This window comes from Anaerotruncus sp. DFI.9.16, from assembly GCF_024461615.1.
Classification (GTDB): domain Bacteria; phylum Bacillota; class Clostridia; order Oscillospirales; family Ruminococcaceae; genus Anaerotruncus; species Anaerotruncus massiliensis.
Genome location: NZ_JANFZX010000001.1, coordinates 103,246 through 129,253, shown reverse-complemented (window position 1 = coordinate 129,253; position 26,008 = coordinate 103,246). Strand labels below are relative to the sequence as shown.

16 protein-coding genes and 1 pseudogene are annotated in these 26,008 nt (G+C 64.5%); 2 read left to right on the top strand and 15 right to left on the bottom strand.

The annotated features are described in order from the left end of the window. Positions 1-11 precede the first annotated feature (11 nt). From yfmH to yunB, 6 genes and pseudogenes are all read right to left on the bottom strand, one after another. Complete coding sequence (gene yfmH / locus NE609_RS00605) at positions 12-1,298, bottom strand: EF-P 5-aminopentanol modification-associated protein YfmH (protein ID WP_101550982.1); 1,287 nt, start codon at positions 1,296-1,298, stop codon at positions 12-14. 1 nt (position 1,299) lies between these two features. After that, complete coding sequence (yfmF, locus tag NE609_RS00600) at positions 1,300-2,580, bottom strand: EF-P 5-aminopentanol modification-associated protein YfmF (protein ID WP_101550984.1); 1,281 nt, start codon at positions 2,578-2,580, stop codon at positions 1,300-1,302. Positions 2,581-2,669: 89 nt separating this feature from the next. Next, positions 2,670-4,295, bottom strand: a complete 1,626-nt coding sequence (locus NE609_RS00595; RefSeq protein ID WP_256151380.1) for a GH36-type glycosyl hydrolase domain-containing protein — start codon at positions 4,293-4,295, stop codon at positions 2,670-2,672. Between the two features lie 58 nt (positions 4,296-4,353). Next, positions 4,354-6,957, bottom strand: a pseudogene (locus NE609_RS00590) (glucoamylase family protein); the annotation flags it as partial. A 3,142-nt stretch (positions 6,958-10,099) separates the two neighbouring features. Next, the gene (ligA, locus tag NE609_RS00585; protein ID WP_256151379.1) at positions 10,100-12,082 is read right to left on the bottom strand and encodes an NAD-dependent DNA ligase LigA; all 1,983 of its coding nucleotides are present in this window, start codon (positions 12,080-12,082) and stop codon (positions 10,100-10,102) included. 56 nt (positions 12,083-12,138) lie between these two features. Then, complete coding sequence (yunB, locus tag NE609_RS00580; RefSeq protein ID WP_121585774.1) at positions 12,139-12,834, bottom strand: sporulation protein YunB; 696 nt, start codon at positions 12,832-12,834, stop codon at positions 12,139-12,141. A 151-nt stretch (positions 12,835-12,985) separates the two neighbouring features. Here yunB and NE609_RS00575 point away from each other — a divergent pair, with 151 nt between their 5' ends. Continuing rightward, positions 12,986-13,441: a hypothetical protein gene (locus NE609_RS00575; RefSeq protein ID WP_256151378.1), complete on the top strand. Its 456-nt coding sequence runs from the start codon at positions 12,986-12,988 to the stop codon at positions 13,439-13,441. A gap of 32 nt (positions 13,442-13,473) precedes the next feature. Here NE609_RS00575 and NE609_RS00570 read toward each other — a convergent pair whose 3' ends face one another. The 9 genes from NE609_RS00570 to NE609_RS00530 all read right to left on the bottom strand — a co-directional run bounded on the left by NE609_RS00570 (position 13,474) and on the right by NE609_RS00530 (position 23,906). Beyond that, entirely contained in the window at positions 13,474-15,126 is a 1,653-nt protein-coding gene (locus NE609_RS00570) for an AMP-binding protein (RefSeq protein ID WP_256151377.1), read from the bottom strand. Then, positions 15,126-15,719, bottom strand: a complete 594-nt coding sequence (locus NE609_RS00565) for a helix-turn-helix domain-containing protein (RefSeq protein WP_101550998.1) — start codon at positions 15,717-15,719, stop codon at positions 15,126-15,128. The genes NE609_RS00570 and NE609_RS00565 overlap by 1 nt, the downstream gene beginning before the upstream one ends. Positions 15,720-16,118: 399 nt before the next feature. Then, positions 16,119-16,769, bottom strand: coding sequence for an HAD family hydrolase (locus NE609_RS00560; protein ID WP_121585780.1), 651 nt, complete (start codon positions 16,767-16,769; stop codon positions 16,119-16,121). Next, positions 16,766-17,155, bottom strand: coding sequence for a thioesterase family protein (locus tag NE609_RS00555; protein WP_121585782.1), 390 nt, complete (start codon positions 17,153-17,155; stop codon positions 16,766-16,768). The genes NE609_RS00560 and NE609_RS00555 overlap by 4 nt, the downstream gene beginning before the upstream one ends. Before the next feature lie 139 nt (positions 17,156-17,294). Beyond that, positions 17,295-19,742, bottom strand: a complete 2,448-nt coding sequence (locus NE609_RS00550; protein ID WP_121585784.1) for an ATP-dependent Clp protease ATP-binding subunit — start codon at positions 19,740-19,742, stop codon at positions 17,295-17,297. A gap of 252 nt (positions 19,743-19,994) precedes the next feature. Further along, on the bottom strand, positions 19,995-21,239 hold the full coding sequence (locus tag NE609_RS00545; RefSeq protein WP_256151376.1) for a PotD/PotF family extracellular solute-binding protein: 1,245 nt from the start codon (positions 21,237-21,239) through the stop codon (positions 19,995-19,997). After that, positions 21,236-22,048 (bottom strand): ABC transporter permease, encoded by an 813-nt coding sequence (locus NE609_RS00540; protein ID WP_101551011.1) that lies wholly within the window; start codon positions 22,046-22,048, stop codon positions 21,236-21,238. Before NE609_RS00540 ends, NE609_RS00545 begins: the two co-directional genes overlap by 4 nt. After that, positions 22,045-22,857, bottom strand: coding sequence for an ABC transporter permease (locus NE609_RS00535; RefSeq protein ID WP_101551013.1), 813 nt, complete (start codon positions 22,855-22,857; stop codon positions 22,045-22,047). Before NE609_RS00535 ends, NE609_RS00540 begins: the two co-directional genes overlap by 4 nt. After that, entirely contained in the window at positions 22,854-23,906 is a 1,053-nt protein-coding gene (locus NE609_RS00530) for an ABC transporter ATP-binding protein (RefSeq protein WP_101551015.1), read from the bottom strand. Before NE609_RS00530 ends, NE609_RS00535 begins: the two co-directional genes overlap by 4 nt. Positions 23,907-24,821: 915 nt before the next feature. Here NE609_RS00530 and NE609_RS00525 point away from each other — a divergent pair. Continuing rightward, positions 24,822-25,985: a BMP family ABC transporter substrate-binding protein gene (locus tag NE609_RS00525; protein WP_256151375.1), complete on the top strand. Its 1,164-nt coding sequence runs from the start codon at positions 24,822-24,824 to the stop codon at positions 25,983-25,985. Positions 25,986-26,008 lie beyond the last annotated feature (23 nt).

Below are 26,008 nucleotides of genomic sequence, written 5' to 3'. Positions count from 1 at the left end.
GCCTCCCCCGCTTATTCGTCGAGCGGCCGCACGATCGAAAGCGCCGACCGCGTCTCATCGAAGGCGGTCTCCAGCCGTTCGGTGAGCTGTTCGACGGTCGCGTCCGCCACGATGTCAAGCAGCGAATAGATGTCGTCGACGCCCGCGAAATAGGTCGCGGCCATGAGTCCCGCCACCGATTCCACACGGCTGTACATGCCGATATAGCGCCCGTAGGTGGCCCGCCGGCAGAGCTCAAACATCCGCTCGTCGATCCCCTCCCGTTTCATGCGGGCGATCTCCTCTTTGATCTCCCGCGCGACCCGTTCCGGCTCGCGGCTCTCGCCCGAGAAGATCGCGCACATATAGTCGCGCCCGGCCATGATCTCGCTGCCGAAGGTCGCGTTGATGATGCCCGCGTCGTACATGCGGCGGTAGAGCGGCGACGCCTCCCCCGCGATGATGTCGGCGAGCAGCTCGTCGAGCACCTGGTTTTTGAGGTTTTCCCGGGGGGCGCCGGCGCGGCCCTTGAAGCCGAACTCGAAGAGCGGCGTGGCGACCGACAGCTTCTGCTCGACGAGCGGCTTGCAGACGCCGTCCGGCTCATCGACCGTGCGGCGTTCGATCTCCACCGGTTTCTCATCCGGCTTGAGCACCCGGTCGGCGACCTTCAGCACGGTGTCCACGTCGAAGTTGCCCGCCACGCAGAGCACCATGTTGTTCAGGTTATAGAAGGTGCGGTAGCAGCGGTAAAGCAGCTCGTGGTCGATCTTGGAGATCGACTCGACGGTGCCGGCGATGTCGATGCGCACCGGATGCCTGTGGTAGAGCGCGGCGAGCAGGTTGAACTGCACCCGCCAGTCGCCGTCGTCGTCGTACATGCGGATCTCCTGCCCGATGATCCCCTGCTCCTTCTGCACCGACTCCTTCGTGAAGTAGGGGCGGCGCACAAAGTCGAGCAGGATCTCGAGCGACTGCTCGAAGTTGCCGGTGCAGGCGAAGAGGTAGGCGGTCTTGTCGAAGGAGGTATAGGCGTTGGCCGAGGCGCCCGTCCTGGCGTACCGCTCGAACGCGTCCCCCTCCTCGTTTTCAAACATCTTGTGCTCGAGGAAATGCGCGATCCCCTCCGGCACGTCGACGAACTCCGCGTCGTCCTGCGTCTTGAAGCCGGTGTCCACCGAGCCCACGTTGGCCGTGAAGGTCGCGTAGGCGGTCGAGTAGCCCTTCATCGGGCAGAGCAGCATGTTGAGGCCGGACCGGTGTTTGATCCGCACCATCTCCTCCCCGAGCCGCGCGGATTTGACAATCTGCTGATCCATCTTACTCCGCCTCCTTTCCTGTGAGGAAGTAGACCGTGTCGAGCGTGACCTGCCCGGCCGCCGCGATCACGTCCTCACGGGTGACCTCGTCGAGCAGGGCGCTCTCGTCCTTGGCCGAGTACTGGGCGCCGCCCACGATCTGGGTGAGGTACCACTCCTCGGTCGCGCTGAGCGAATCGCCGACCGCCTCCAGGGAGGTCTGCATGAGCAGGCGGGTGGCGGTGAGCTCCTCGTCGGTGAATTCGCCCCTGCGCACACAGTCGAGCTGGCGGAGGATCTCGTCGTAGGCCTTCCGCCCGTTCTGCTTCTCCACGCCGCTGTCGACGAACATGAGCCCGGTCAGGCGGTCGAACCGCGCGGCGCAGTAGTAGCAGAGGCTGAGCTTTTCACGCACGTAGGTGAAGAGCCGCGAGGTCGGCGTGCCGCCGAAGAGCGCGACCATCATGCGCATGCCGCCGAAGGCGCGGCGATCCTTAATCTCGCCGGTGCGGAAGCCCATTACCAGCTTGGACTGCGCGACGTCCATCTCGTCGGTCTGCTCGCGGACCCTGTCGGCGCGCAGGGCCGTTTGGACCTTTTCGAGCGCGGCAGGGCTGCGGCGGATTCCGGAAAACGCCTTGCGGAAGGTCTCCTTCGCCTCGGCCGGGTCGCCGCTGCCCACGAAGAAGAGCTCCACCTGCGCCGTTTCGACGACGCGGCGGTAGGCCTCCGCCGCCGAGCGGGCGGTGATCGCCTTCGCGTCGGGGATGGAGCCGTATTTGTCGACCGCGATCGGCTCGCCCGCGCACATGAGCGACTTGCAGCGGGTCAGCGCGTAGAGGCGCTTGTCGTTGATCTGCCCTTCGATCGTGTCCACGAGCTGCTGGCGCTCGAGCGCCGTGTCCTGCTCGTCGAACGCGCCGTCCGACAGCTTCGGGTCAAGCAGCACGTCGCAGAGCAGCGCCGCGCATTCGCGCGCGAGCGGGGCGTTATCGAGGGTGAAGCGGTCGTCGATGCCGTAGATCGAAAGCTCCAGCACCTGGTAGCCGCCGAACTTGGACACGTCGCAGGAGAGGGACGCGCCGTAGAGCTCGCACAGCTTCTGGTTGAGCATGGTAAAATCGGGGCAGGAACGGCAGCCGCGCCGCAGGATAAAGGGCAGGGCCGCGTTCACCGAGGCCGTTTCGCTCTCCAGCCCGACCAGCAGATTGGCGGAGATGCGGTTGTGTTTAAATTTGGGATCGGTGACGCTGCTGAACCAGACGCCGTCGCCGATGGATTCCCGTTGGAAGCGGTCGTTCATTCGATGATCTCCTTTGGGGATATTTCTATATTACGAGAAGTTATTATACCATAAAAATCCGCGCGCGCACCATCTTTTTTCCATCGTTTTTAAATCGTTAACAAAATGGTGTGGCTCGCCCCGTCGAGCGGGATTTCCTCCGCCGGATTCCCGTCCACCGTGAGCGTCCGCTTCCCCGTCCGGGAGCATTCGATCGCGTAGGTCGCCTCCCCCTCCCGTACCGTAACCGAGAAACGGTTCCAGCTTTTGGGCAGGCGGGGCGAAAGAGTGAGCGCCCCGCCGCGGAAGCCCAGTCCCAGCAGCCCGCCGACCACCGCGCGGTAGTACCACGCCGCCGCGCCGGTATAGATGCTCCAGCCCCCGTGGCCGCAGCACCCGGCGTGGGTGTAAATGTCGGCGGCGAGGTAGTAGGGCTCGGTCTTGTAGCTCTGGGCGAGCGCCGCGTCGGTGCAGCGGGAGGCGGGGTTGAGCATGTCGAGCAGCCGCCAGCCCTCCTCCGCGCGGCCCGCCTCCAGCAGCGCGAGCGCGAGCCAGATGGCCGCATGGGTGTACTGGCCGCCGTTTTCCCGGATGCCGGTGGGGTACGCCTTGATATAGCCGGGATTGTGGTCGGAACGGTCGAAGGGGGGCGTAAAGAGCTTCACGATCCGCCCTTCATGGTCCACAAGGCGGCCGAGCGCGGAGTCGAGCGCCGTCTTCACGCGCGAAGCGTCGGGCATCCCCGCGAAGACCGCGAAGCTCTGGGAGAGCAGGTCGATGCGGCATTCCTCGCTCTTATGGCTGCCGAGCGGGGTCCCGTCGTCGTAGAAGGCGCGCAGGTACCAGTTCCCGTCCCAGCAGGATTTGTCGAGGTTCTGGCGCAGAAGCGCCGTCGTGCCCTTCATGAGCTCGGCGCGGAAGCCGTCCCCGCGTTCGGCGCAGAGCGGCGCGAACCGCCCGCACACCACGGCGAGGAACATCCCGAGCCAGACGCTCTGCCCCTGCCCGCCCGCGCCGACGCCCGAAAACCCGTCGTTCCAGTCGCCGCAGCCGATCTTCGGGATGCCCTTGTCCCCGAAATTGCTCGCCTTTTCGATCGCGCGCACGCAGTGCTCGAACACCGTCGCCTTTTCCTCCGACTGCCGTACCGCCTGGTAGCGCTCCTGTTCCCCCTCCGTGAGCGGTTCCCCCTCGCAGAAGGCGATCTCGAGGTCGAGCAGCTCCCGGTCACCCGTCGCCTCGACATAGCCGCAGACAGTGTAGGGCAGCCAGAGCAGGTCGTCGGAAAAGCGGGTGCGCACCCCGCGCGTCTCGCTGGGCAGCGCGTGCCACCAGTGGAGCACGTCCCCCTCGGGGAACTGCACGGCGCAGCAGCGCGCGATCTGCTCCCTGGCGATCTCCGGGTCGAGCAGCTGGTAGGCGCCCGCGTCCTGCAGCTGGTCGCGGAAGCCGTAGGCGCCCGAGCACTGGTAGAAGGCGCACCGGCCCCACAGCCGCCCCGCGAGGATCTGGTGGGGCGCGAAGGTGTTGATGAAGCGGTCGAGCGGCTCGCTCGGGGTGGAGATCGAGATCGAGCGGCGGCCGGAGCCGCCGGAGGGCGGCAGCGGCCGCCCCGCGAGCTGCGGGGGGGGGGGGGGGGGGGGGGGGGGGGGGGGGGGGGGGGGGGGGGGGGGGGAGGAAGCGGAGCGACGCGCGCCGGTGGGGCGGCAGGCGCTTGCGCACCACCGTGCCCGCAATGGGGTCGTTATTCGGCAGCAGCTCCCGCGGCGACCAGTCCCCCGCGTAAAACGCGGCGCGGTCGGTCGTGTGGCTCGGATGCCCGTCCGGGACGCGGACCGCCATCCAGGCGGGAAGCTGAGCGTGATAGGGATTGTGCAGCGTCAGGCAGCCGTCGAGCTGCCCGAACCGGATATATTTCGCCGTCTGCCGGCTGACGCCCAGCACCGGCTCGATCACATAGGCGCAGATGGCCTCCACCTCCCCGTCGCTCTCGTTTTCCAGTGTCACATCGAGGAATTTTGCGCTCCCCGCGTCGGATACCGTCACGCGCACCTCCGTCGAAAGGTTCCCCGCGCGCCCCTTCCAGCGGGCCTCCGACGGGGAAAAGAAGGCGCGCGCGCCGTTCACCAGGTCGTAAATCTCCTCCCCCAGCTTCAGCAGCAGGCGTTCGCCGTCGTTGCCCGTGGCGATGTCGTTGCGCCAGGGACTGAGCTTGCATTCGCGGGCGTTCTGCCACCAGGTGTTGCCGAGGCTCGCGTCCTGCATGAGGCACCCGAACGACGGGTTCGCCAGCACGTGGGAGAAGGGCAGCGGCGTCACCCGCTCGACGCAGAAGCCCTCCCCGAGGTAGGCCCCGCCCACCAAGTCGAACCGGTTGGGGTCCTGCGGGATCTCCGCCGGCTCGGCGTGCAGGATGGGCGCGGGCCGCCACTCGGCCGGGGCGGGCTCCCGCGCGTCGGACGCTGTGTGGCAGGCGGCGGCCCTGAGGGCGGTGAGCACCTCCCGGGAGACCTCCCGCGGAATCCGGTACACGCCCTCCGGAAGCGGATTCTCCGGCGCGCCAAGCACGCAGAGGTCGAATTCCAGCCGGTGCAGCCGCATGATCGTCCAGAGCTCCAGGTAAGCCGACAGCCGCGCCCCGTCCGGCTCGGCGTCCCAGTCGTAGAGGACGATGGGCCGGTCGCCCGAAATCCCCAGCGACCAGAGCGCGTCCTGCCCGCGGGTGTTCTCCGCGAGGGCGGCCCGCGCCGCATCGCCGCAGTCCGCGCCGAAGAGCATCTGCGGCAGCAGCCGCAGACCGAACCGCGCGGCCATCGAATCGCCCATGAGCGGCGAGGGCGCGGGGGCCGAACGCTCCTCCCGCGCGGCCGCGAGGTTGCCCGCGCTCTCGGCGAGCGACGGCCCGCAGGAGAGCAGCAGCGTCACCGTCGCCTCCCCGCGCGCCGGGACGGTGAGGGTCAGGCGGAGGGCGCAGCAGCCGTCGGGCGTGGCGGTCTGGCCGCCGAAGGGCAGCGCGTCGAAATGCAGCAGGTTCTGGAGCCCCTCGGGATAGGGGGTCATCTCCTCCCGGCGCAGGCAGCAGTCGAACGGGATCCGTTCCGCGAGCCCCGCCGAAAGGAATAGCCCGTCCGAGCCGTCCCGGTGGCGGCGGAAGAAGCTGACCGAATCGGTGGCCGCGTCCCGGCTTCCCAGCAGAAAGAGCTTGGAGAAGGCGGGATGCGCGGCGTATTCGCTGTTTTGGGCGAGCACCGGCTCGAAGTAGAAGCAGACCTGCGCGACCGCCTTGGACGCGGTGTGGTTGCGGACGGTCAGCGCGCACCGCTCCACCGGACGGACCGCGTCTAGGGTGAACCGCTGGGTGAGCTCGATCTCCCCCTTCCGGGCGTGGTAGGACGCGCCGTCCGTCGTGAACTCGCAGCGGTGCGCCACCCCCTCCTGCCAGAAGGGCGCGGCCGTGGCCGAGATCGTCTCGCCGCACGCCTTCACAAGGGCGAGAATCCCCTGCGGGTGGAGCAGCGGGTCGTCGGAACGGCGGGTCACGTCGCAGTCTCCATAGCGAAGCCAGCCGTTCCCCGTCTCGGAGAGCGGATGGCAGCAGAGCCCCGACGCGAGCAGAGTACAGGCGGGCGACAGCGGGGAGAGCCCCTCCCGCACGATGGGCGCGCCCTCGGGCGCGGGTTTTTGCCGCTGGTCGTTTTCCGGTTTCATCTGGTCGTACACCACCGCATCCTTTGATATTTTTTCCTGCAAAAATTCCCTGGCGGAACCCATCGCGTGGTCGCGCATGAACCGCTTCTGCATGACGTTGTCGAGCAGCGCGTTCGCGCAGGCGACAATGCTCATGCCGACATGGTGCGCCATATAGGAGCGCACCACCGCAAAGCCTCCCGCCGGGGCGCGTCCGGGCGTGAAGTCGGCCGCCTCATAGAAGCCGTACCGTCCCGCCATGCCGAGCGCCTCGAGGCGGTCGAGGTTTTTCATCCCGCCGTCAAGGTCGAAGGGCAGCGCCAGAAAGGTCGCGTAGGGCGCGACGACGCATTCCCGGTCGAGCCCCCGCTTCACCCCCAGCGCCTGCACGCCGTGTGCCTTGTACTGGTAGTTTAAGTGCGGGTCGAAGGCGAAATACCCGCTCTCGCTGATCCCCCACGGAACCCCCGCGCGGCGGGCGCGCCGCTTCTGGCAGTAGAGCGCGTAGTGGAGCGCCTCGCCCAGCAGCGACCCGTCGTAGGCGGGCAGCAGCAGATGGGGCATGAAGTATTCAAACATCGTGCCCGTCCAGGAGACCGGCCCCGCGTAGGGGCCGCAGCGGGACATCGCACGCCCGAGCGCGCTCCAGTGCCGCCGTCCCGCCTGCCGGGTGGCGACCGCGTAATAGCTGGCGGTGCGCGCCTCGCTCATGAGGAAATCGTAGTGGGAGCCGGAGGGATTGCCGTTCCGGTCGAGGCCGATCGTCAGGAGCTTGCGGCGGCGGTTGTAGAAGACGGAAAAATCCGTCCGTTCCAGCAGCGCCTCCACGCGTCCGACAAGCTCCCCCATCCGCGGCTCCTGCGCGGCGTACTCCCGCAGGCCCTCCCCCAGCGCGACGAGCGCGCAGAGGAAGTTTCCGCTGTCCACCGCCGAGACAAACGGCTCGGGCAGCACCCGCAGGTCGTCGGTCGCGTACCAGTTATAGAGATTTCCCCGGTAAGTCTCAAGCTTTTCGACCGTCGAGAGCGTATGCTCGACGCGGGTGTAGAGACCCGGGGTGTCGATCAGGTGCAGGTCTCGCGCCGCGAGCATCGAGAGCAGCATCATGCCGATGTTGGTCGGCGAGGTGCGCCGCGCAACGGCCTCCACCGGAGAATACTGGACGTTGTCGGGCGGCAGGTAGTGGTTCTCCTTCCCGGCATAGTCCTCGTAGAAACGGAACATCTGGGCGCAGAGGGAGAGCAGGCGCTCCCGCTGGACGCGGCCGGGCAGCGCTTTGACCTCCGGCGTCGGGCGGGCGGACGCTGCCGCGACGGGCGCGTAGAGCAGAAAGAGCGCGCCGTAGAGCTTGACGATGAGGCTCTGCGGCGGCGCGAAGATGAGCAGGCAGAGACCGATGAGCTCGGAAAGCCAGCTTCTCCGCAGCACGGCGAGCACCCCCGCGTCGCGCGTCTCCCCCTGTGCGGCGGTCGTCCACTGGAGCAGGTTCTTGTGGGAGATTGCCATCCGCCAGAGGGCGCGGCAGGCCGCGTCGAGGGAGACGACCGCCTGCTGGGCGGTCATGACCGTGCCGAGCAGCGCCTGCCCCAGCAGTTCGAAGACGCGCGGCAGTGTGCGCGCGAAATAGCGGCGGGTCAGCGCGAACCGCCCGCCGTTCAGGATGGCGCGCACCGCGCCCAAAAGCGGCGCGAGCGCGCCCGAGAGGAAGGCCAGCGCACAGAGCAGCAGCGCGGTCCCCTGCGGCAGAAAAGCCGCCGCGACCACGCAGGAAAGCGCCGCCGCCGGCGTCAGCGAGCGGCGGAGGTTGTCGAGGAGCTGGTATTTTGCGAGCAGGCCGACCGGATTGGGGCGGCTGGAACCGTTCAGCACGATCGTCCGGCGCAGGAATGGTAGGTTCTGCCAGTCGCCGCGAATCCAACGGTGCAGCCGCGTGAACCAGGAGAGCGCGTTGGTGGGCATTCCGTCGGTGAGCTCCACGTCGGAGAGGAGCCCCACCCGCAGGTAGGCGCCCTCCACGATGTCGTGGCTGAGCACGCGGTTTTCGGGAAACCGCCGCCCGACGACCGCGTGGAAGGCGTCGATATCGATGAGTCCCTTACCGGAAAAGACCGTCTGTCCAAAGAGGTCCTGATAGAAGTCGCTGCACTCCTGCTCATAGGAGGAGATACCGCCCGCGCCCGCCATGATGCGTGTAAAGTCAGTAACCTTTGCAGACTCCAAATCGGTGCCGATCCGCGCGGTCAAGATGCCGTAGCCGGCGGCGACGGTGTTGTGTTTGCCGATCACCGGGCGGTTGAGCGGGTGCTCCGCCGCTGCGAGCAGCTGGCGCGCGCCGTCGAAGGAGAGGTTGGTGTCCGCGTCGAGCGCAATGAGGTATTTGAGGTTCCCGAGCGCCTCGCGGTCCCCCGCGAAGCAGGCCACGGGCGTCTCCCCGCCCTTCACAAAGCGGATGAATTCGATGATCGCGCCCCGCTTGCGCTCCCAGCCGCAGTAGGCGTTTTGGGTCGGGCTGTAGACCCGCCGCCGCACAAAGAGGAAAAACCGGCCGCCGTACCGGCGGTTCAGCTCTTCGATCACCCGTTTGGCGGCGTCGATCCGGGGGCCGTCCTGCGGGCTGAAGGGGCGGCGGTCCTCCCCGAAATCCGCGAGCACGCAGAAAAAGAGGTTTTCGGCGGGGTTGGAAAAGTAGAGCTGTTCCAGCCGGTTCCGCAGCCCGTCCGCCTTGTCGGCAGCGGGCAGCAGGGTCGTCACGGCAACCGCCGTCTTCGGCAGCTCGGTCAGTTCAACACGCGGAATATGCCCCGCCGGGACGCCGCTCATCGCCAGCGAGGAGGCCAGCACCCGCACGATCTCGACGAGCGGCAGGTACCCGAGCAGCGCGGCGGCGGGACCGAAGCCCGCCCAGAGAAAGGCGCAGAGGGCCAGCGGCAGCGCCCAGGAGAGCAGGAGCGCCGCGCGCCCGCGCCGCCGGGCGCGGATGGCGCGCGGGTCGTGCCCGAGCAGATAGTAGCCGACGTGGCGCTCCCGCTCCCCCTTCGCGTCCCCGGCGCAGATGAGGATGTCGCGCGCGACGGCGCTTTCCGCCGCTCCGGTATATCTTGCGATGCGCGCGGCGACCTGCCGATAATGCCGCCGGGACTGCTCCGCCATGCGCGGGTAGACCCCGGCGGGGTCCTTTTCGAAGATGCGCTCGACCGCGCTCACCGAACGGGTGAGCGCGTCGAAATCGAGTTCGTAGACCGCCGTCAGCCCGGTAACCGCGTAGGAGAGGAGGCGCTCCCGCCCTGCGGAATCCCGCTCCCCCGCGCAGGCGTCCGCCGCCGCGTGCAGCAGGACGCATTTGAGCGCGGTGTAGGTGAATTCCAGCTGCCGCTCCCCAAGCTCGGAAAGCTCGTTCGCTGCCGTAAGCGCCGCGCGGACCTCCTCCATGCCGATCGGGATCTCCCCGTCGGCAAAGACCGCCTCGAGCTGCAGATAGAGCCCGAGCAGCGGCGCGCTCCGCTTTCGGCAGCCGCGCAGGTCGAGCAGCGACTGCTTGGCGTGCGCCTCCAGCGCGTAGAAATTGTCCGAAAGCCACTGCTCCCAGCCCTCGGGCGCGCCGGTCTCCCGCAGGGCGGAAAACCGCGCGCGCAGGTCCGAAAGCTCCCGCCGCAGCCCGCGCGCGATCCGGCGCGATCCGCCGCGCGGGACCTCCCGCGCGGCCGCGCGCACCCGTTCCTCGATCATCGTCCGTTTATTCCCGTCCATCTGCAAACCGCCATTTCTTTAATCGTTCGCAGATATTTTTACCAGAAGGCCCCCAAACATGCAGAAAGGGCCGCCGGGGTTTTCCCCGGCGGCCCTTGGCCGTCCGTTATGGTTCGAGCAGCGCCCGCAGGCCCGCCTCGTCGATCACCGCCACGCCCAGGCTCTGCGCCTTGGTGAGCTTGCCGCCCGCCTCCTCGCCCGCCACGACGTAGTCGGTCTTCTTCGAGACGCTTCCGCTCACCTTGCCGCCCGCCGCCTCGATCATCTCCTTGGCCTCACTGCGGGTCAGCGACGGCAGCGTGCCGGTCAGCACGAAGGTCTTCCCGGCGAGGGTGTCCGCCGCGGGCGCCGTCTCGCAGAGCATGTTGAGCCCAAGGGAGCGGAACCGCTCGATGAGCGCGCGGTTCTGGCCGAGCGCGAAGAAATCCGCGACGCTCTGCGCCATGATGCCGCCATAGCCGTCGATTCCGGCGATCTCCTCCGCCGTGGCGGCGAGCACCCCGTCCATGCTGCCGAATCGCTGGGCCAGCAGCTGCGCCGACCGCTGCCCGATGCCCGGGATGCCCAGCGCGAAGAGCAGCCGCGACAGGTCGCGGGATTTCGACCGCTCGAGCGCCTCCAGCAGGTTCTGCGCGCTCTTCTCCCCCATCCGTTCGAGGGCGGCAAGCGGTTCCTTTTCCAGGGTGTAGAGGTCGGCGGCCGAATGCACGAGCCCGCTTTCCAGCAGCTGGTGGACGATCGCCGGGCCGAGGCCGTCGATGTCCATCGCGTCGCGGCTGGCGAAATGCACAAGGTTGCGCGCCACCTGCGCCGGGCAGGCCATGTTGACGCAGCGGAGCACCGCCTCCCCCTCCTCCCGCTCGGCGATGCTGCCGCAGGAGGGGCAGACGCTGGAAATCCGGTAGACCGGCGCGCCCGGCTGGTGGAAGGCGACCGAAACGACCTCGGGGATGATGTCGCCCGCCTTGCGCACGACGATCGTGTCCCCGATGGCGATCCCCTTCTCGTTGATGAAGTCCTGGTTGTGGAGCACCGCGCGGCTCACCGTCGTGCCCGCCAGCGTGATCGGCTCGAAGACCGCCGTGGGCGTGAGCGCGCCGGTGCGCCCCACGCGGATTTCGATCTCGCGCAGAGTGGTCGGCTTCTCCTCGGGCGGATACTTGAAGGCGACCGCCCAGCGGGGGAATTTTGCCGTCGCGCCGAGCTGCTCGCGCTCTGTAAAGTCGTCGACCTTGATGACCGCGCCGTCGATGTCGAAGGGGAAGTCATAGCGGTTTTCGCCGATCCGCCCGATCTCCGCGATCGCGTCGGAAATGTCGGTGAACGCCTTATAGGAGGGGATCACCTTGAAGCCGAGCGCCGCCAGGTAGTCGAGCGACTGCTTGTGGCCGGTGAGGGTCTTCCCCTCGATCTGCTGGATGTTGAAGATGAAGATATCCAGCCCCCGCTGCGCGGTGACGCGGCTGTCCTTCTGCCGCAGGGAGCCCGCCGCCGCGTTGCGCGGGTTTTTGAAGGGCTCCTCCTCGTTTTCGAGCTGCCGGGCGACCACCCGGTCGAAGCTCGCGCGCGGCATGTAGACCTCCCCGCGCACCTCGAGGAAGGGGAGCTTTTCGGTGAGGGTCATCGGGATCGACCCGACCGTCTTGAGGTTCTCCGAGACGTCCTCCCCGGTGACGCCGTCCCCGCGCGTCGACCCGCGCCAGAAGGCGCCGTCCCGGTATTCGAGCGAGACGGACAGCCCGTCGATCTTCGGCTCGACGATGTAGACGGGGTCCGCCACCGTCTCGCGCACCCGCGCGTCGAAGGCGGCGATGTCCGCCGTGTCGAAAACGTCCTGCAAGGAGCCCATCTGCACCTCGTGGCGCACCGGCGCGAAGGTGTTGAGCGCCATGCCCCCGACGCGGCGCGTCGGGGAGTTCTCCGTCGCGAGGTCGGGAAACTCCGTCTCGATATCCAGCAGCTCGTGCAGCAGCCTGTCGTAGTCATAGTCGCTGATCGAGGGGTTGTCGAGCACATAGTACTCATAGCTGTATCTTTCCAAAATCGGGCGCAGCTCGCCCGCCCGGTTTTCCGCCGTTTTCCGGTCCATGCCGTTCTTCCTCCAGTTCGGTATCATTCCCTGTTATTCTATCACAAATCCCCGTCTCAATCCACATTTTTCAGGCCGTAATCGTTGACCTTGTCGATGAGTCCGCGGTTGTCGCCCGAGATATCGGTGAACGACTGCGGCACCTCCCCCACGATCACCGTTTCGGCGATGCAGATGTCGGTCGAGACGTCCGTCTCGACCGTATAGAGGGGCAGGATCGCCGCCACGCGGGTGTTGACCGTCACCATCACCTGGTGCAGCGTCTGGTTGATGCCTGCCGACTGGAATTTGTTGTAGATCTGCGTCTCGGTGTAGCCCATCGGCACGACCTTGAACTGGACGTTCGGCCCCCGCCCCGACAGGAAATGCCCGCCGAGCAGGGTGCCCAGCGGAAGGTCAATCGGCTGGTCGATCCCCTTCTGGAGCTCGTCGCTGACCGCGTTGTTGATCTCCGCCTTGAGCCGGTTGAGGGCGACCATATTGGTGGTGACCGTCGTGACCTTGCCCTTCTCATCGAGCACCGCGTTCATGACCTTCCCATAGGTGATGTTTTCCTCGGAAATGACCCGCAGCACCGCGTCGTTGACCGCGCGGGTAGCCACCAGCTTGGACTGGTAGGTGGACACCGTCGAAATGAGCGGCCGGATGCGCCCGTCCACCCAGAAGGCCGCCAGCAGGATCAGCATCCCCGCCGCGAGCATCTTGAGCGCGCGCAGCTTGCGGCGGCTGATGCGGATGGTGATCGGTTTCACCGCACCGCCCCCTTTCCGTATGCGTCTATCTATAAATGTATTCGGCCCCGCTCCAAAACGTTCTCGCAGACGGAAAATCCGGCCAAATCCCTCCGCTTTGGGTGACAAACCGGGCGTTTCGTGCTAGGATGGAAAAAAAGGAGGGAACGCCATGCCGCAAAAGCTGAACGAACGGGAGCTCGCGGAGTTCGGGATCACAACCAACCACGAGCGGATGGAAAACGGCGAGGTCCGCTTCCGTCTCACGGGGCGGGACGGCAGCAGCTATATCCGCTGCGAGAATACGGGCGGCCCGGTGTGGGAAAACAGCCATTCCCACAGCGCCCTGCGGGAGATGGTGATCGTGCAGGAGGGCTGCGTCGTCTTCGCCGAATACCGGGAGGGGACGGCGCGCCTGCGGGAGCTCCCGCCCGGCGGCTGGGCGGTCACCGTCCCCGGCGTGCCCCACAACGAATGCCTCGCGCGCGGGACCGTCGTGCACACGGTCAAATTCGGGGACTGCTCCCATCCCGACTGGATCGCCAGCCCGGAGCTCGACGCGCTCACCAAGCGGCTCTCCTTCGCGGAGGCGCTCGAAACCGTCCGGAAAACGAAAACGGACGCCTGACCTGCCGGTCGGGCGTCCGTTTTTTCAGCGGATTATTTCTTCTGATCCTTCGCGCGGATCTCGGTGCGGCGGATCTTGCCCGAGATCGTCTTGGGCAGTTCGGTGACGAACTCGACGATGCGGGGGTATTTATAAGGAGCGGTCTGTTTTTTGACGAAGGTCTGGAGCTCCTTTTTGAGCTCCTCGGAGGGCTGGTAGCTGCTCGTCAGGACGATCGTCGCCTTGACCACGATACCGCGGACGGGATCGGGCGCGCCGGTGACCGCGCATTCCAGCACGGCGGGGTGCTCCATCAGCACGCTCTCGATCTCGAAGGGCCCGATGCGGTAGCCCGACGACTTGATGACGTCGTCGGTGCGTCCGACATACCAGAGGTAGCCGTCCTCGTCCATCCACGCGGTATCGCCCGTGTGGTAGTAGCCGTCGTGCCAGGACGCGGCCGTCTCCTCGGGGTTGCGGTAGTAGCCTCCGAAAAGCCCGGGATGGGGCTTCTCGGTGTTGATGACGATCTCGCCGACGGCGCCGCGCGGCACGTCGTTGCCGTCCTCGTCGATCAGGTGGATGTCATAGATCGGCGACGGCTTGCCCATCGAGCCCGGCTTGGGGGTGGTGCCCACGAAGTTCGCGACCTGCATGACCGTCTCGGTCTGGCCGTAGGACTCCATCAGGCGCAGGCCGGTGAACTCGTACCAGCGGTTGTAGACCTCGGGGTTGAGCGCCTCGCCCGCCGTCGTGGAATAGTGCAGGGCGGACAGGTCGTATCCCTCCATCCCCTCCTTGATGAAAAAGCGGTAGATGGTCGGCGGCGCGCAGAAGGTGGTAACCTTGTATTTTTCCATCATGTGCAGCAGGTCGTGGGGGACGAACTTGTCAAAGTCGTAGACGAAGATCGACGCCGCGGCGAACCACTGCCCGTAGAGCTTGCCCCAGACCGCCTTCATCCAGCCCGTCTCGGAGACGGTCAGGTGCAGATCGTCCGAGTGGACGTTGTGCCAGTAGCGGGCGGTGATGATGTGCGCCACCGGGTAGGCGTGGTTGTGGACGACCATCTTGGGCATGCCCGTCGTGCCGGAGGTGAAGTAGAGGAGCAGCGGGTCGTCCCTGGAGGTCTGGACCCGCTCGAAGTTCCCATCGTACTTTTCGAGCTCCTCCGAATAGGTGAGCCAGCCCTCCCGCCTGCCGCGGACGATAAACTTGGAGTGGACCCCGTCATACTGCCTGCACGCCTCGTCGACATACTCGGAGATGTTGCACTCGCCCGAGCAGACGCAGGCGGTGATGCCAGCCGCCTCGAAGCGGTAAACGAGGTCGTGGGTGGTCAGCAGGTTGGTGGCGGGCACGCCGACCGCGCCGAGCTTGTGGAGCGCGAGGACGGTGAACCAGAACTCATAGTGCCTTTTCAGCACCAGCAGGACCATGTCGCCCTTTTTGACGCCGTGGTCGGCGAGCATCTGGGCGCATTTGTCGGAATAGAGCTTCATCTCGCCGAAGGTGAGCACCCGCTCCTCCCCCGCCACGTTGCACCAGACCATGGCGCGGCGGTTCGGCTCGAGGCGGGCGATCTCGTCCACCACGTCGTAGGCAAAGTTGAAGTTGTCGGCGATCACCGGCTCAAAGTAGTTGAGCACGCCGTTTTCGTCAAAGCCCTCCTTACAGAAGCGCTGATAAAAATTCTCGAGATCCATCAGTCGTTCTCCCCCTTGTCGTTTTCATCCTTCATGACGACCGCGAGGAACACACAGTCCTCGCCGCCCGTCGCGATCATGCCGTGCGCGTGGCCGGAGTCGTAATAGATCGCGTCCCCCGGTCCCATATACTCGGTGTGGTCCTCCATCTGCACCTTGAGCTGCCCGCTCAGGACAAAGTCGAACTCCTGCCCGTCGTGCTGGGAGAGGTGGATGGGCTTCTCCTGCTCCTCCTGCGAAAAGGGCGCGGTGACGAGGAAGGGCTCGGCGATCTTGCGGGAAAAGCGGTAGGCCAGGTGATTGTAGGTGAAGCCGGCGCGGCGGTTGATGCTCAGCCCCTCCCCCTTGCGGACGATCGAGTAGAAGGAGAGGTGCGGGGCCTCGCCGGTGAGCAGCTCGATGATGTCGACGCCGAACGCCTGCGCGCAGTTATAGAGGAAGGTAAAGGTGAAGTCGCTCTTTCCGTCCTCGGCGGCGAGGTATTCCTCGGCGGAAAGGCCGGTCTGCTGCGCCATCTCCGCGACCGGAATCTCCATAATCTCCCGCAGCGTACGGATCCGCATGGCAATTTCCTGTAGTTTCTGCTCTTGCATATCGGTGACCTCCATCTCAAAATTGACCGGATTTGTTGTGGCCGCGGCCCGGGAACGGGCGCGGCGAAAATGAAAAAAACCCGTCCCTCAGATAAGGGACGAGTCCGATTTACGACCCGCGGTACCACCCAAATTGCGCAACAATGCGCCGCTTAGCGAAGCTCCAACAAGCTCCCGACCGTTAACGCCGTCCAGCGGGGAAGCCTACTTGATCTCCGTTCGGCTCCCGACTCGGGGGTGATGAGCTGTCAAACGGCCCGCCGCCGGCTTTCACCATACGCCGGCTCTCTGTGGGCTGGGCTGTGTCTGCGCCGTCCCCGTCATCGTCTTTGAAAAGTTATTGACGCTATCATACTGCAAACTTTGGGCGTTGTCAATACCGTTTTTTTCAAAAAATTTTCAGCGGATATACCGGAGCAGGTCCAGCGGGCGCTCCGCGACCGCGTCCGCGCCGTTCTCCCGCAGCTCCTCCTCCGACCGGAACCCCCACAGCGCCCCGACCGCGAAAAGCCCGCCGTTCTTCGCCGTCTGCATGTCCACGCCGCTGTCCCCGACGTAGACCGTGTCGGCGGCGCGGATCCCCGTTTCCTCCAGGATCTCCGCCGTCAGCAGCCGGTCGGGCTTGGTGGGATAGCCCTCCCGCTGGCCGTGCACGACCGCGAACCGCTCCCCCAACAGGCTCCTGCAGAGCTCCACTGTAAAGGCGTGCGGCTTGTTGGAGAGCACCGCGCAGGCGGCGCCCGCCTGTTCCAGCGCGCCGAGCAGCTCCGGAACCCCCGGGTAGGGCGCGGTCAAATCGGCATTGTGCGCGCTGTAATAGGCGTTATACTCGTCCCGCAGCAGCGCGAGCGCACCGGGCGAATGATCGGCGTCCGCAGGGATCATCCGCTCGACGAGCTTATAGACGCCGTTGCCCACAAAGAGCTTGTACCGTTCGGCCGGGTGCTCCGGCCAGCCGTGCGCCCGCAGCAGGTGGTTGCCCGCCGCGGCGAGGTCGTCGAGCGTGTTGAGCAGCGTCCCGTCGAGGTCGAAAATCACGAGCTTTTTCATTCCGCGGCACCCGCCTTCGCGTCCGTCTTCTGCTGGAAGCGCGCCGCGTCGACAATCACCCGGCTGTGCGTGCCGCGGCCGATCTCCCCCGCCGCGTCCCGCGCGGACACGGTGAAGTCCACCCGGCGGCCCTCCGCCGCGACGATCTCCGCCGACGCCTCCGCCGCCATGCCGGACGGCGTGGCCGACGTGTGTGACACGTCCATCGCCGTGCCGACTGACGTCTGCCCCGGCTCCAGAAAGCGCGCGAGCAGCGTGCAGGCGGCCCGTTCCATCTCCGCGATCATCGCGGGCGTGGCGAGCACGTCGAGGTCCCCGCTGCCCATGTGCGACGCGAGCCGCTCCAGCCCAACCGTAAAGGTCACGGTATTCTTTTCTCCGATCATAAATGGCACCCCCGTTTTCTAACCGACGACAGTATAGCACAAATGGCCGCGGGATGCAAAAAGCGGTCCGGCGTTCCGGATGGAACGCCGGACTGCATCAACCGCTTCGGGGGTTCCGGGAGAACTTTTCAAAGCCTCCCTAGGAGAAGGTGAACTGTTCGTCCTTCCAGGAGCAGACGATCCGGTCGCCAGCCTTGATGGTGCCGTGGAGCAGCTCGTCGGCGAGGCGGTCCTCGATCTTCGCCTGGATCGCCCGGCGCAGCGGGCGCGCGCCGTAGAGCGGGTCAAAGCCGTCGAGGGTGATCTTCTCCGCCGCCGATTCGTCGAAGCTGATCTCGATTTGCAGCCCCGCGAGCCGCGTCTTGAGCGCGTCGAGCATGTTCCCGGCGATCTGCCGCACCTCCTGCTGGCTGAGCTTGTGGAAGACGATGATCTCGTCGACGCGGTTGAGGAACTCGGGCTTGAAGGATTTTTTGAGCTCGCCCACCATCATCTTGCGCACCGCCTCCTGCTGCTTATCCGGGTCCTCCTGCGCGCCCGCGGAAAAGCCGAGCCTGCCCTGCTCGCAGATCATGCGCGCGCCGATGTTGGAGGTCATGATGATAATCGTGTTTTTAAAGTTGACGGTGCGCCCCTGCGCGTCGGTGAGGATGCCGTCCTCCAGGATTTGCAGCAGCATATTGAAGAAATCGGGGTGCGCCTTTTCGATCTCGTCGAAGAGGATCACCGAATAGGGGCGGCGGCGGACCTTTTCGGTGAGCTGTCCGCCTTCGTCGTAACCGACGTATCCGGGCGGCGAGCCGACGAGCTTACTGACCGAGTGCCGCTCCATATATTCCGACATGTCCAGCCGGATCATCGCGTGCGGGTCGCCGAACATGCATTTGGCGAGCGCCTTGCAGAGCTCGGTCTTGCCCACGCCGGTGGGTCCGAGGAAGATGAAGGAGCCGAGCGGGCGCGACGGGTCGTGCAGACCGACGCGGGAGCGCCGGATGGCGCCCGCCACCGCGTGCACCGCCTGCTCCTGCCCGACGATCATCTGGTGCAGCGACTCCTCGAGGTGGAGCAGCCGCTCGCTCTGCGCCTCGGTGAGGCGGGTCGCGTCGATGCCGGTGATGTCCGCCACGAGCTTCGCGATGTCCTCGGAGGTGAGCTTCTGAAGGCTTCCGTCCCCGCTGTCCTCCCAATCGTTCTGCGCCTTCTCCAGACGCGCGCGCAGGTCGCTCTCCCGGTCGCGGATGCTCGCCGCGCACTCGAAATTCTGGGTGCTGATCGCCGTCTCCTTCTCTGTCTTGAGGGCGGTCAGCTTGTTCTCCAGCTCCCGCAGGCTGTTCGGGACTGTAATGCTGTTCATCTTTACACGCGAGCAGGCCTCGTCGATCAGGTCGATCGCCTTGTCGGGCAGGCGGCGGTCGGCAATATACCGCGCGGACAGCGCCACGGCCGATTCGACCGCCTCGTCGAGGATGCGGATGCGGTGGTGTTCCTCGTACCGCTCGCGCAGGCCCTTGATGATCGCGACCGCGTCCTCCTCGCTCGGCTCCTCCACGAGGATCGACTGGAACCGGCGTTCGAGGGCGCTGTCCTTTTCGATGAACTTGCGGTACTCGTCGATCGTCGTCGCGCCCACGAGCTGGAATTCCCCGCGCGCGAGCTGGGGCTTTAAAATGTTGGCGGCGTCCACCGCGCCCTCCGCCGCGCCGGTTCCGATGATCGTGTGCAGCTCGTCGATGAAGAGGATGATGTTGCCGGCCGCAACCACCTCGTCGATCGTGTTCTTGATCCGCTCCTCGAAATCGCCGCGGTATTTCGTGCCCGCGACCATGCTTGTCAGGTCGAGCGCGATAAACCGCTTCTGCTTGAGCTGGGGCGGTACATCCATCTCGACGATCCGCCGCGCGATCCCCTCGGCGATCGCCGTCTTGCCGACGCCCGCCTCGCCGATGAGGCAGGGATTGTTCTTGGTGCGGCGGGTCAGGATCTGGAGCACCCGCTCGATCTCCTTCTCCCGGCCGATCACCGGATCGATCTTCCCCTGCCGCGCCATCTCGGTGAGGTCGCGGCCGTACTTGTCGACGAGCGGGGTGCGCACCGCGGGCTTGGGCCGCGGCGGCACGGCGCGACGCACGCCCAGCAGGTCCGCGCCCGTCGTCTGGGCAAAGTCGCCGATCTGCTTGACGACCGCCTCCGGTTCGACCGAGAGCTGCTTTAAAAAGCGCACGCCGTAGCTGTCGTTTTCCTTGAGCAGGTTCATGAGGATGTGCTCGGTGCCCGCGAGCGGCACGCCGCTCATCCGGGTCTGCATGAGGGACATCTCGAGGATGCGCTTGCAGCGCGGCGTGATGTCCGACGGGGTGAGCACCGAGCGGATCCCCTTGCCCACCGTCTTGATGAGCAGTTCGCGCACCTTTTCCGCCGTGACGTCGCATTTTCCCAGCACGGTGAAGGCCACTCCGCTGCCTTCGGCGAGCAGGCCGAGCAGCAGGTGCTCGCTGCCGATATAGGTGTGCCCGAGCACCGACGCCTCCTCGATCGCGCAGTTGATCGCCGTATTGGCCTTCGGCGTAAAGCCGTTGAATTTGAACAAAAGATCACCTCAGAAGTTCGTTTCCCCGCCCCCGAACGGCGTTTCCCTCCGGCCGGCGGCCCGCAGGGCGCCGTAATATCTTATGCGGGAACCATTCATAATATTGTCAGAAGCCCCCGCCGATATGCGCCGCCGAAAGCGGAAAACGCGCCCGCTGTAACCGAAGGGAAGGGAGCGACATAGTATGGGATGAAATCACTAATAGGAGGTCACCTTTCATGGGATGTAACAACTTTCCGTTATTCGGTTTGATCAGCCCTTTTTTACCGGGCGGTCCGCATACTCCCGGTCGCGCCGCTTGCGCCAGGAGCGCAGCAGGTTGATGGAGACCGACGCCGCGACGGCCACGAGCATCATGATCGGGATGAGCCACTTGCTGTAGGCCTCGTCGGACGAGAGCACCTCGGTCCACATCTTATCCATCGCGAGGCTCATCTCGGGCGAAAGCTCGATGAAAAACTCGGTCTTTTCGATCACCTCGTCGGGCGGATAGGCGATCGGGTCCCCGGTGACCTCGGGGTCCATCAGCTCGAGCGCCGCGTCGTTGGGGGACGAGTAGCCGATGTATTCGGCGTTGGCCGCTCCCACCTCCGGTTCGAGCAGGAAGTTGATGAACATCTCGGCGGCTTCCTTGTTCTTCGCGCCCACCGGAATGACCGCCGCGTCGACGAAGCGGTTGGTCCCCTCCTCCGGCACGAAATAGGAGAGGTCGGGGTTATCCGCCATCATCGTGATCGCGTCGCCCGCGTAGTAGGGCGCGATGGCCGCCTCGCCGCCGAGCATCTTGTCGAAGATCTCGTCCATGACGTACGCCTGCACCAGCAGCTTCTGGTCCTTGAGGGAATCGGTCGCGTCGCGCAGCTCCTCCTCCCTCGTCGGGTTCATCGAGTAGCCGAGCCTTTTCAGCGCGATCGCGAACGCGTCGCGCGGGTTGGAGAACATCAGGATTTCGCCGAGATACTTCTCGTTCCACAGCAGATCCCAGCTCCCCAGATCCTCCTCGTCGACCATCTGGGTATTGTAGATCACGCCGACGGTCCCCCAGGTGTAGGGGACGGAGTATTTCCCGCCCGGGTCGTAGATCGGGTCCAGGAAGCTCTCGGAGATGTTTTTGATGTTGGGGATGTTGTCAAAGTCGAGCTCCTCGAGCATCCCCTCGTGGATCATCCGCGCGATCGCATAGTCGGAGGGGATGACCACGTCGTAGTTGGCTCCGCCGCTCTTGAGGCGGGCGTAGAGCTCCTCGTTGGTCGCGAAGGTGGTGTAGTTCACCTTGATGCCGGTGAGCGCCTCAAATTCGGAGATGACGTCCATCCCCTCGTCCGAGCCGTCGGAGATATACTCGCCCCAGTTGTGGACGTTGATCGACACGTTTTTGCCCCGAAACCGCTCATAGTAGGCGGGGTCGGAGACCTCCACCTCCGCGAAGGCGGGCAGGGGAAGCGCCAGCAGCAGCGCCGCGGCGAGCGCGAGGGACAGGAACCGTTTTTTCATCATACCCGATCCCTCGCTTTCATCCGGAGCTCCCGCTCACGGCGCGCGTCGCCCACGTTGACGAGCAGCAGCACGGTGAGCACCACCACGAAGATGATGGTACTGAGGGCGTTGATCTCCGGGCTGACCTTGCGCCGGGTCATCGAATAGATCGTGATCGGCAGCGTCTGGGAGGTCGGCCCGGTGACGAAATAGCTGATGATGAAGTCGTCGAGCGAATAGGTAAACGACATCAGAAAGCCCGCGACGATGCCCGGCATGATCTCGGGGATGACCACCTTGAAGAAGGCCTGCGAGGGGCTGCACCCGAGGTCCTGCGCCGCCTCGAAGACGGAGATGTCCATCTGGCGGAGCTTGGGCATGACGTTGAGGATGACGTAGGGGACGTTGAAGGTGATGTGCGCCAGGATAACCGTCGTAAAGCCGAAGTCGAGCCGGATGCCCGCCGACTTGACAAAGACGAAGAGCAGCATGAGCGAGACGCCCGTGACGATCTCCGGGTTGATGATCGGCAGGTAGGTGACGTTCATGACGAGGGTGCGGGACATCTTCTTCATGTTGCGGATGCCGATGGCGGCCAGCGTGCCGAGTACGGTGGCCACGACCGACGAGATCACCGCCACGAGCAGGGTGTTCATGAGCGACTGGATGATCATCTGGTTGTGGAAGAGCTTCTCATACCAGCCGAAGGTGAAGCCGGTCCACGCGCCGCGGGATTTGGACTGGTTGAAGGAGAAGACGATGAGCACCAGGATCGGCGCGTAGAGGAACGCCATGACGATGGCCACGTAGGATTTTTTCAGCCATTTCATTTGAGCAGATCCCCCTTCTCATCGTCTCCGAACTGGTTGGTGATGCTCATGGCGAGCAGAATCAGCACCATCAGCACGAGGGAGATCGCCGCGCCGAGGTTCGGGTTGTAGGCGTTCCCGAGGAACTGCAAATCGATCAAATCGCCGATCAGCAGGTTTCCGCCGCCGCCGAGCATCCGCGAGATGATGAAGGTGGACACCGACGGGACGAACACCATGATGACGCCGGTCGAGATGCCCGGGACGGTCATCGGGATGAGCACCTTTGTGAGGACCTTGCGCGCGTTCGCGCCGAGGTCCTGCGCGGCCTCGATCACGCTGTTGGGGATCTTGGTCATGATCGAATAGAGGGGCAGGATCATGAAGGGCAGGTAGTTGTAGATCATGCCGAGCACGACCGCCCCCTGCGTGTTGATCATCTCGAAGGGGCCGAGGCCGAAATGCGCGAAAAAGCGGTTGATGAGGCCGTTCTTCTCGAGGATGGTCATCCACGCGTAGGTGCGCAGCAGAAAGTTCATCCACATGGGCAGCATGATGAGCATGACCATCGTGCGCTGGCCCGCGCCGCTGTGCCGGGAGATGATGAAGGCGAGCGGATAGGCGATGACCAGGCAGATCACCGTGGCGAGGAAGGCCAGCCACACCGAGCGGACAAGCACCGGCGTGTATTCGCCCACCTGGGAGATGTAGTCGATCGTAAAGGTCCCGTCGGGGGTGGTCACCGCGTAGTAGGCCACCAGCCCGAGCGGCACGAGGATGAAGATCAGCATCCAGACGAGGTATGGGAACGCGGCCGCCTTCGATTTCATCCCTCCACCTCCATCTTGTGCATGATGTGGATATCGAAGGGGTCGACCTCCATTCCGATGAAGGTGCCCGGCTGCTCGCTGCGGGTGGAGTGGATCATCCACTTGTAGCCGTGCGCGTCGACGATCATCTCAAAGTGCACCCCCTTGAAGATGACAGATTCCACGACGCCGGTGATCGGCGCGCGCTCCGGGGAGACCACCTTGATGTCCTCCGGGCGGATGACCACGTCGACCCGCTCGAGCCGGCCGAAGCCGGTGTCGACACATTCAAACTTCTGGCCCGCGAACTCCACGAGGCAGTCGGCGTGCATGACGCCGTCAATGATGTTGCTTTCCCCGATGAAATCCGCGACGAACGCGTTTTTCGGCTCGTTATAGATATCCTGGGGGGTGCCCACCTGAAGGATGTCGCCGTCCTTCATGACGACGACGGTGTCCGACATCGTGAGGGCCTCCTCCTGGTCGTGCGTGACATAGATAAAGGTGATCTCCAGCGCCTGCTGCATCCGCTTGAGCTCGATCTGCATCTCCTTGCGCAGCTTGAGGTCGAGCGCGCCGAGCGGCTCGTCGAGGAGCAGGACGCGCGGATGGTTGACGAGCGCGCGCGCGATCGCCACGCGCTGCTGCTGGCCGCCCGACAGCTGGTCGATGTTGCGGCGGTCGTAGCCGGTGAGGTTCACCAGGTCGAGCATCTCCCACACGCGGGTCTTGCGCTCGTTTTCCGGCAGCTTTTTGAGCTTGAGGCCGAACTCCACGTTCTCGAACACGTTGAGGTGCGGAAAGAGCGCGTACCGCTGGAAGACGGTGTTGACCTGGCGCTTGTAGGGCGGCAGGTCGTTGATTCTCACGCCATCAAAAAAAACGTCACCGGACTTGGGTGTGACGAAACCGCCAATCGTCCGGAGCGTCGTGGTCTTGCCACAGCCGGACGGCCCAAGCAGGGTAACGAATTCTTTGTCGCGGATGTCGAGATCCAGTCCGACGAGGATGGGGTCGCCATCAAAATCGACGGAGATGTCTCTCAGGCTGACAATGGTGCTTTCTTTCATTTATGCATCCCCCTTTGCGGAATTTAGGCCGTCTTTACGGCCCCCGATGACTTCTTACCGCTTACCCGCAAAAGGAATTCGTTTCCCCGGCGGCGCATCCCCTTTCCCGTGCGCCCGTTCCGTGGAAACACTAATCGCAGCGGCGCCGTTTACCCCGGCGCCGCCCGTTATTAGGCGGCAGTTGATCATCGATTTTTTGCAGATGCAAAAACTGCAATTCCCAATATAGCATACGCAGAAAAAATGTCAATATAAAAGTCCATTATTTTTCGCGATTTTTACGTTTTTATCGGGAAATTTCCGCGATACCCCAAAAAAATTTTGGAATGCCTCGAAATCTCTGCAAAATCCTCCGCCATGCTGTGATATGCTCCGGTTTTTCCGCCGTCCTTTCCCCGCCCCTCCCCCGCGCCCGCGGGAGGGAGCCGAGGGCGGAAAATCCCGTTCCGTCCTCCCCCGCGAAATCCGGGGACACCGCTCCACAAATCCTCCTTCTGAAATACAATGTCCTTTGTAGAAACACAACAAATGCGAACGTCTGAAATCCTCCGCTGTCGGTAAAATGCAGTAAAAAAATATTTATTCATTTTTCTTGCGCTTTTATGCAGGATTTCCTGCACAAAGCAGGCCCGGGACGGCTCTGCAAAGGACTTTTCCAAGCGGGCTTCGCGCCGCTCTGATCAGATGGGTATAAGTCGTACCATACGTTAAATTATTCAGTTTTCTACCGTATCTATTCAAAATTTATTAACATCTTTCACAAAGATTTCACCACTTTTCCTAAAATTATCCCCCCCTTCCCGATTGGGTTTTGTTGACATGTGAAGAAAATAAGGGTAAAATATAAATTGACCCGGCAAACATTTTTCTGCATGGACCCAAACGATTTATCCAGAATGAGAAAGGAAGAAAAAAATGAAAAAGTATTTTTCCCTATTCCTCGCGCTGGCTCTGGTTCTAATGATGTTTGCAGGCTGCGGCGGTTCCCCCGAGCCCGCTGCACCGGCCGCCCCTGCGGAGACCCCCGCGGACGGCAGCACCGCTCCCGCTGAAACCCCGGCGCCCGCCGGTGAAAAGCTGAAGGTCGCCAACGTCGTCAACGGCAACCTCGGCGACAAGTCCTTCTTCGACTCCTGCGAGGCCGGCCTCTCCCAGCTCGCGGCGGACGGAATCATCGAGTACAAGACCTTTGAGCTCGGCCCGACCGACGCCGACCAGCCCAAATGGCTCTCCACCCTCGAGGAGCTCTCCGCCGACGGCTCCTACGACCTGATCGTCTGCGGCACCTATCAGATGCCCGACTACCTGACCCAGGTCGCGACCAACTACCCCGACCAGAAATACCTGATCTATGACTCCGCCGTCGATCTGCCCAACGTCGTCTGCGTCAACTACAAGCAGAACGACATGGGTTACCTTGTCGGCACCGCGGCCGCGCTGGCCACCTCCTCCGACCTGCCGAACATGAACCCCGAGAAGGTCATCGGCTTTGTTGGCGGCGAGAACGGCCCGGTCATCAACGACTTCCTCGTCGGCTACGTCCAGGGCGCGCAGGCCGCCGACCCGGACGTCAAGATCGACACCCAGTATGTCGGCAACTTCTATGATACCGGCGCCGCCAAGGAGCTGGCCAACGTCATGATCGGCCAGAACAAGTGCGACATCGTCTGGGGCGTCGCGGGCGGAGCCGGAAACGGCGCCGCCGAGGCGGCCAACGAGCTGAAGGCCTGGTTCATCGGCGTCGACTCCGACCAGGAGGCCACCTTCTCGATCGCGCAGCCCGAGCTTGCCGCGGTCACCCTCTTCTCCGGGCTCAAGAACATCGGCGATTCCATCATCTGGGTCATCAATGAGCAGCTCGCCGGCAACACCCACTATGGCGAGACCCTGAACCTCGGTATCTCCGAGGGCGGCGTCAGCCTGGCCACCGGCGGCAACTTCCAGACCCTGCCCGACGACATCAAGAAGGCCGTCGAGGACGCCACCACCAAGATCACCTCCGGCGAGATCGTGGTCGACACCGCGTTCGGCGACAACGCCGCCGACGTCGAGGCCATCCGCGAGGGCGCCCGTCCGTAAATAAACCGTTGTCCGCTTCGCGC